7 protein-coding genes and 1 pseudogene are annotated in these 6,654 nt (G+C 39.5%); 5 read left to right on the forward strand and 3 right to left on the reverse strand.

Annotated elements, in window-relative coordinates:
* The first annotated feature begins 208 nt into the window (after positions 1-208).
* On the forward strand, positions 209-1,075 hold the full coding sequence (locus H6G26_RS28120) for a DUF2382 domain-containing protein (RefSeq protein WP_190733377.1): 867 nt from the start codon (positions 209-211) through the stop codon (positions 1,073-1,075).
* 699 nt (positions 1,076-1,774) lie between these two features.
* Here H6G26_RS28120 and H6G26_RS28125 read toward each other — a convergent pair.
* From H6G26_RS28125 to H6G26_RS28135, 3 genes and pseudogenes are all read right to left on the reverse strand, one after another.
* Complete coding sequence (locus H6G26_RS28125; protein ID WP_190733379.1) at positions 1,775-2,281, reverse strand: calcium-binding protein; 507 nt, start codon at positions 2,279-2,281, stop codon at positions 1,775-1,777.
* 3 nt (positions 2,282-2,284) lie between these two features.
* Positions 2,285-2,668, reverse strand: coding sequence for a hypothetical protein (locus tag H6G26_RS28130; protein ID WP_190733381.1), 384 nt, complete (start codon positions 2,666-2,668; stop codon positions 2,285-2,287).
* 239 nt (positions 2,669-2,907) lie between these two features.
* Positions 2,908-4,042: pseudogene (locus H6G26_RS28135) on the reverse strand (ISAs1 family transposase).
* Between the two features lie 221 nt (positions 4,043-4,263).
* On the opposite strand from H6G26_RS28135, the gene H6G26_RS28140 reads away from it, so the two are divergent.
* The 4 genes from H6G26_RS28140 (at position 4,264) to H6G26_RS28155 (ending at position 6,649) form a co-directional block, all read left to right on the forward strand.
* A complete protein-coding gene (locus H6G26_RS28140; protein ID WP_190733383.1) occupies positions 4,264-4,401 on the forward strand; it encodes a DMT family transporter in 138 nt (45 codons plus the stop codon).
* A 112-nt stretch (positions 4,402-4,513) separates the two neighbouring features.
* Positions 4,514-4,951: an SRPBCC family protein gene (locus H6G26_RS28145; RefSeq protein WP_190733385.1), complete on the forward strand. Its 438-nt coding sequence runs from the start codon at positions 4,514-4,516 to the stop codon at positions 4,949-4,951.
* Between the two features lies 1 nt (position 4,952).
* A complete protein-coding gene (locus H6G26_RS28150; protein ID WP_199327119.1) occupies positions 4,953-6,107 on the forward strand; it encodes an amidohydrolase family protein in 1,155 nt (384 codons plus the stop codon).
* A gap of 146 nt (positions 6,108-6,253) precedes the next feature.
* On the forward strand, positions 6,254-6,649 hold the full coding sequence (locus tag H6G26_RS28155; protein ID WP_190733387.1) for an XdhC family protein: 396 nt from the start codon (positions 6,254-6,256) through the stop codon (positions 6,647-6,649).
* The last annotated feature ends 5 nt before the right edge of the window (positions 6,650-6,654 follow it).

A 6,654-nucleotide genomic window follows, 5' to 3' on the forward strand; every position in this document is an offset into this window, starting at 1 on the left:
GGCTTTTGCTGATTTAAGGTTTAATAACTTAGTTATAAGCCTCTATAATCTTATGCAGAGGTTTACTTTCGGTTTTATTAACCCTAATTTTTTGAAACCATTAATTCCACAATAATGATTTTTTGGACACTAATATCTTTCTTGAGAAAGAAGGAGTAAAAAATTATATCTTTACAATTGTAAATATAGATGTTGGAGGAAAAACAATATGGCCTTATATAAACTCGAAGACTTTGCTGGTAACTATGGTGATGCAGATTTTGATAACTATGAAGTTAGGGATTTTGATGTCTATTCAGACATAGATGACGATAAAATTGGCAGTGTCAAACACATTTTGGTGGATGATTCGGGTCGTATGCGCTATTTAGTTGTTGACACAGGTTTTTGGTTCTTTGGTAGACAAGTATTGTTACCAATTGGGCGTTCTCGAATCGGCTATAGCAATCGGCGCGTGTATGCTATTGGGCTGACAAGGGAGCAAGTAGAAAATTTACCAGATTTTAATGATTTGGAACAGATTGATTACGATTATGAGGAACAGGTGCGTGGAGTTTATCGTACTCCAATAAGACAAGCACCTTTAGAGACATTAACACCTGTAAATGCTCCACCAGTTTCTAGCGATCGCAATACATATACGTATGAAGATGAACCAAATCTTTATGATATGAATCAGCAGGATCATCAAAATCTGAAACTATACGAAGAACGTTTAGTTGCCAATAAATCTCGTGTTAAGACAGGAGAAGTATCTGTTGGCAAACACGTTGAAACTCAGACGGCAAGAATTGCTGTGCCAGTTGAAAAAGAACGCGTAATCATTGAACGCACTACTCCTAACGAAGCTGGTAGAACTGTATCGCCTGCTGAAGCTAACTTCCGTGAAGGAGAAGTTACTCGGATGGATCTTTATGAAGAAACCCCTGATATTCAGAAGGAAGCCGTTTTGCGTGAGGAAGTGAAAATTAAGAAAGTAGTTGAACAGGATACAGTTGAAGCCGAAGGTACTGTTCGTCGTGAGGAATTAGACATTAATACGAATGGTGAGCGGTTGCATGAAAAAAGAAGCTAAATGGCTTTGAGATAACTGCTAATTAAATATCCCCGCACTTACTTAGCTTTTCAAAGTGCGGGGCAATTTTTTACATTCAAAGAACCTATCCCACTAATAATATTTTGTTAATCCAGATGTGGATTGTAGCAAGGTCAATGAATGCGTCGATTTTCGGTAACTATCATCTTCTCACTTTTCTCGCCTGTTTCTAATTGATATTAGGCGTAATTTGTCAAATGGCTACAAGCGATCACAGTTGCAGGGCAAACGCATCTAAATTACTCTAGATCACAACCAACGTTAAGAACCAATGAAAAAATAAGTATTTCTCGTTTGGTTTAGTTTCCAAGACTCAAAGCCATGCCTACGACGGGCTGTGACGCTTTCTACGAGACGCTACGCGGACGAATACTCGCTAACGCTGCGCTATCGGTGACGCTTAAATCTTTATCAATAAACAAGCCTTAAGGCATCACCGTGCCAATCCGGAAAAACAGTACGAATCGAAAATTTCAAGTGCCTGAAACGACGATTTTTCATTCAAACTTGATCAAAACTAGCAGCATAATCATAGTATTTTCACCAAAATGATGGTAAAAATCACGTTTTGAAAAGCTTGCCCCATCTTGGTTTCAGCCAAGCGCGTACAAATTTACCGTTTTAGCAGGGTGATGCCTTATCCAGATCATGGCAATGGAGTTGTGACTCGTGGTAATTTTATACCAACTCAATATTCACATTGAATGAGAGATTATCAAGTGAGGCGAATTGATTTCCTAAGAAAGACAAGTTATTGCTAGAGGTATCGTAGAAAAAATCGCTAATCTTAGTAGTACCAAACCCTACTTTAGAAACTTGGATTACGTCGCCCTCAGCAAAGTTGTAATCTTTGATGATGTCAAGACCCTCTTTAGCACTGTTGAAAATAAACTTATCTGCACCAAAGCCACCTGTGAGAATATCCTTACCTTCTCCACCAATGATGGTGTCATTACCCAAGTCGCCAAAGATAATGTCATTGCCACCTCTACCATCAATTAGGTCATCCCCAGTCAGACCAGATAATTGATTATTTTGGCCGTCGCCCTTAATGCTGTCACTTTCATCTGTACCGATAACATTGTCAAAGTTGACTACATTGAATGTTAATGTTCCAAAATCAGGAATGTTATTGGCAGAGATAGTTTGAGCTTCTAGGTCAGCGATGATAGATACACCAGGCAAAGATTAAGACGTATCTATGGTATTATCGGCAACACTAGCATCAGCAATAACTGTTTCTACTTTAAAGATTTGATCTGTTGCCAATTCACCAGCTTTGGTAATTGTCCCTACACCTGACAGGGTGATGGCTTTACCTAGTTTGCTATAGTCTGCTGTATCAAAACCATTTCCGCCCTCAATGCTGTCCTTACCCTCACTGCCGTTGAATGTATCATCGCCGTCTTCGCCCCGCAAGATGTCATTGCCAGATTCACCAGAGAGGATGTCATTGTCTTCCCCACCAAAGAGAATATCATTACCAAATCCACCAAAAAGAGTATCCTTAGCTGAACCCGTCACTGGAGTAACAGCATCACCATCTAACAGATCATCGTAGGGGAAACGCACCTTATTTACTAATAAAATCTAAGAGAGATTTCAAAATGACATAGATAATTCCAAAAATCAATAAAATTATAAATAAAATAAATGAATTATTCCGAAAAAGTATGATGTAGCTTATCTGATGCTAAATCATTATTTATTTATACTAAAATAACTCAAGATTCGAGTTTATAAAACTATGTTCATCTAGAGGAAAAGTGAAACTCTTCCTAAATATTCAAATTTAATTTCGATATATTAGTTTATGCTAATGCTAAAACTCTTGCTAAATAATTATTATCCAGCCCAGCAAGAAACTGTTTATTTTTTATTCCACGTTTGACACGCTTCTCTTGGCCTAAAAGATTGATTGCAATATGTCTGAGAATTGCAAAATTCTGTGGAGCATTATCTTTTCTAATGCGACAGTCATCTTCCTTCAAGGCGACATCTAATATCCAATGTAATGAATTCTCAATCCCCCAATGACTGCGAATAGAATTACCAAACTGTTTAGCATTCGACTCAAGGCTACTGATAAAATAATGGGTTTCAACCGTTGTTTCACCATTTAATGAACGGACAGATTCTACCATCCCAACACTATTAAACTTTGACCAAACGAAATCTGGGTTAAGCTGAGATCCCATTTGAGATAACATCACGTAATTGCGGATTTCATGACGACCATGCCCTGTTTCTTCTGTTTTATACGTGCTATGTGCAATCCCCTCAAACCCTGTAGCTATGCCTAAAGAGAATAGTTTTTCAACTTCATCATAAAGGTTGCCTTGGTTCTTCTTTAACGCAATTACATAATCTGCATTCTGCTGTGTTATTAACTTCACAATCTCTTTCTGGCAACCAATCGCATCAATTGTCACAATACATCCAGATAGCTCTAAAACCTTTAATAATTCTGGAATAGCTGTAATTTCATTCGATTTCTCATCTACTTTTACTTGCCCTAACACCAATTTATTCGTAGTTGCCCAAGCACTTACCATTTGGATTGCACTTTGCTCACTGCTTTCATCGTAAGAACGACGTAATGTTTTTCCGTCAATTGCAACAACTTCGCCATTAGTTATCCTACTTATGGATTTCATCCAACCAACAAAACATGACTGGAATTGTTGGGGATAAATTTTAAGTAAAAACTCGTGCAAATGTATCGTGTGACGGTATTCCATTTGGTAATTCTAAAAACGTTTTTAAAAACGAGTACTTGGCGCAACCATAAGTCTCTATTGCCACCCAACCATCCGCACCACAAATCACTGCACATACTGCAATGGTCATAATATCGATTAATTTATGCCGTTTGGTGCGATCTATTCGTGGATCTTCTATTTCCAAAAAATGGTCAGCAATCGTGATTTTTGGTTTGAGCTTCATAGAAGGAAGAATAAGAATGTAATTCTTCTTTGGAACAACTGTTAGAATACCATGTTCAATGAAGGGCAGCCGACGGCTGCCTCTAATTCCCCTATACAATGATTATCATTACCACGTAAATGAATATTTAATTTACTGAAAGCCTTATTTGATTTGGGTTTTGGTAATTTTTACTCTGATTCAGGCTTGTCAATATTTAGATGCGTTTGCCCTAGGTGGTGATGGCAGCAGTGGTCAGCCATCTAGGTATTTTAGAGTCTCCTAAAGACCCGATTTCGCTCCAAAAGATTGCTGGTATCATCTTCTTGATCGCAGGTGTAGGGCTAGTTACATTTTCTAATGTTAAAGAAATTAGGTAGCCAACTGATTTCTTAAAGAGCTTTGATGCCAGCCTTTAGGAAACATAGCCTTGAGTAGCAATAATCTACCTTCAATTAAACTCATCTTAAGCAGAGTTAGTCTAGGAATGAAATGCTAGTAAACGTTACAACCAGTTCTGTAATCAACGCATCGGTTGAACAAGTATGGGCGAAAATCCGGGACTTTAATGGCCTGCCTGATTGGTATCCGTCTGTAATCGACAGCCATATAGAAAATGGTGAGCCTAGCGACAAAATAGGCTGTATCCGTAGTTTTAATCGTGAAGATGGACTGAACCTGCGGGAGCAATTACTAGGACTTGACGATCAAAAATATGTCTGCACCTATTTCCTGCTAGAGCCTAATAAGCCAATGGAAAACTACATTTGTACTATACGGCTGTTACCAATTACAGATGGCGATCGCACTTATATCGAATGGCTGGCAAACTTTAAATGTTTACCTGAAGAAGAAACCGAATTACGGCAGAATCTAGAACAGGTGTTTCAAGTCGGTTTTGATGCCTTGAACAAAATTTTCAGCAGGTAATATGGATTTTAGCAAACGAGCTTTTTTGAAAACAGCAATGGATCTGTCCGTTGCTGCGGTGGTGAGTCCGTTGGCAACAGATGCATCCCAAGTCACCAACCACACTACTAAGTTCAGCAAGAGTGTCTTCAAAAAAATTGCCATTGAGGAGGCTTTTGCAACGCCAGAATTATTTGATGAGTGGCGCAAATTCCTCATAAACGATGCTGAAAAAGAACCCGGATTCCAAAAATTGTACAAACCGTTTCTGAATAGCCCTGCAACTAAAGAGATCCGCGATCGCCTCACTGATGTTGGAGCCAGTCGCATTCGTGATATGGATCAATATGGAATTGACGTGCAAATACTGTCAATCACGTCGCCAGGTGTTCAAGTATTCAGTACCGACAAAGCTGTAGATATTGCCAAAAAGAGTAACGATCAACTAGCTGAATTCATCTCTGCTTACCCAGATCGATATGCTGGACTTGCCGCAGTGGCACCCCAAGCACCGAATGAGGCCGCCCGCGAGTTGGAAAGAGCAGTAAAATATCTGGGTCTTAAAGGTGCAATAATTAATTCCCACACTCACGGGGAGTATTTGGATCAATCAAAGTATTGGGTAATATTTGAAGTTGCCCAAGCATTGGATATACCAATTTACTTACATCCGAGAACACCTTCTCCAGATATGATAAAACCTTTTCTCTCATACGGTCTCGAAGGTGCTGGTTGGGGCTTTACTGTGGAAACTAGCACGCACGCGATGCGTTTAATCCTGAGTGGTTTATTCGATCACTTTCCCAAACTTAAATTTATTCTAGGGCATTTAGGTGAAGGTATACCGTTTTGGCTTTCCCGGATCGACGGTCGTTTTGCTAATGAAACTTGGACAAAAATGGATGATTCGAGTCAAGCAAAAAAGCGGCAAAAAAAACCAAGCGAATATTTCATGGATAACTTTGTTGTTGCCACCAGTGGGGTCAACTGGTCTCCAGCTTTGACGTTTGCGCTTTCAGTATTAGGTTCTGACCGTATATTGTTTGCCATTGACTACCCGTATGAATCCACTGCAAAAGCAGTTGAAGGTATAGATAGTACACCGATGAGCAATGTCGATAGAAAAAAAATATACCATCTGAACGCGGAAAATTTGTTTAAACTGAAAACCCTGTAAAGTATGGGTAAGTGTGCAGATCGTCATTTACGATGGCTGAAACCCTTATTTTTACGTTCGATTTCAAAAGTTTGTGGTTTACTTAAAATAAAGAAGTCCGAATATCTTCTCCCTATCTTCTATCTCCTGCCTTCTCTACACCACCCATGAAAGAACTTCAAAACATCCTCGCAGCTTTTGAGCAAAGTCAAAAGAAAGGTGAACTTACTGCTCTAGCCACCGTTGTCAAAACTAGTGGCTCTGTCTATCGTCGCCCAGGCGCTAGGATGTTGCTGACTGAAGAAGGGCAAATGATTGGCTGTGTGAGTGGTGGTTGCTTAGAAAGTGATGTGTTTGAAAAAGCCCAAGCCCTGATGTTTGCTGATGGAATTCCGGTTGTTGTCAACTATGATACTACTGTCGGCGATGATATTGTTTGGGGATTTGGTCTTGGTTGTAATGGTGTACAGGACTTACGCAACTGTCACAAGCAATGGCGCGGTGTAGCCGCGCCGTGCGCCAAACAACTAGGCAATAAACATGGGAACATTCGGACGTTTTAGTTGCT

The sequence above is a fragment of the Nostoc sp. FACHB-888 genome (assembly GCF_014696655.1).
Classification (GTDB): domain Bacteria; phylum Cyanobacteriota; class Cyanobacteriia; order Cyanobacteriales; family Nostocaceae; genus Nostoc.

Bases quoted from the DNA above. Each gene is read 5' to 3' on its own strand.
- H6G26_RS28120 (WP_190733377.1), top strand. From the start codon at position 209: ATGGCCTTATATAAACTCGAAGACTTTGCTGGTAACTATGGTGATGCA.
- H6G26_RS28140 (WP_190733383.1), top strand. From the start codon at position 4,264: ATGGCAGCAGTGGTCAGCCATCTAGGTATTTTAGAGTCTCCTAAAGAC.
- H6G26_RS28145 (WP_190733385.1), top strand. From the start codon at position 4,514: ATGCTAGTAAACGTTACAACCAGTTCTGTAATCAACGCATCGGTTGAA.
- H6G26_RS28150 (WP_199327119.1), top strand. From the start codon at position 4,953: ATGGATTTTAGCAAACGAGCTTTTTTGAAAACAGCAATGGATCTGTCC.
- H6G26_RS28155 (WP_190733387.1), top strand. From the start codon at position 6,254: ATGAAAGAACTTCAAAACATCCTCGCAGCTTTTGAGCAAAGTCAAAAG.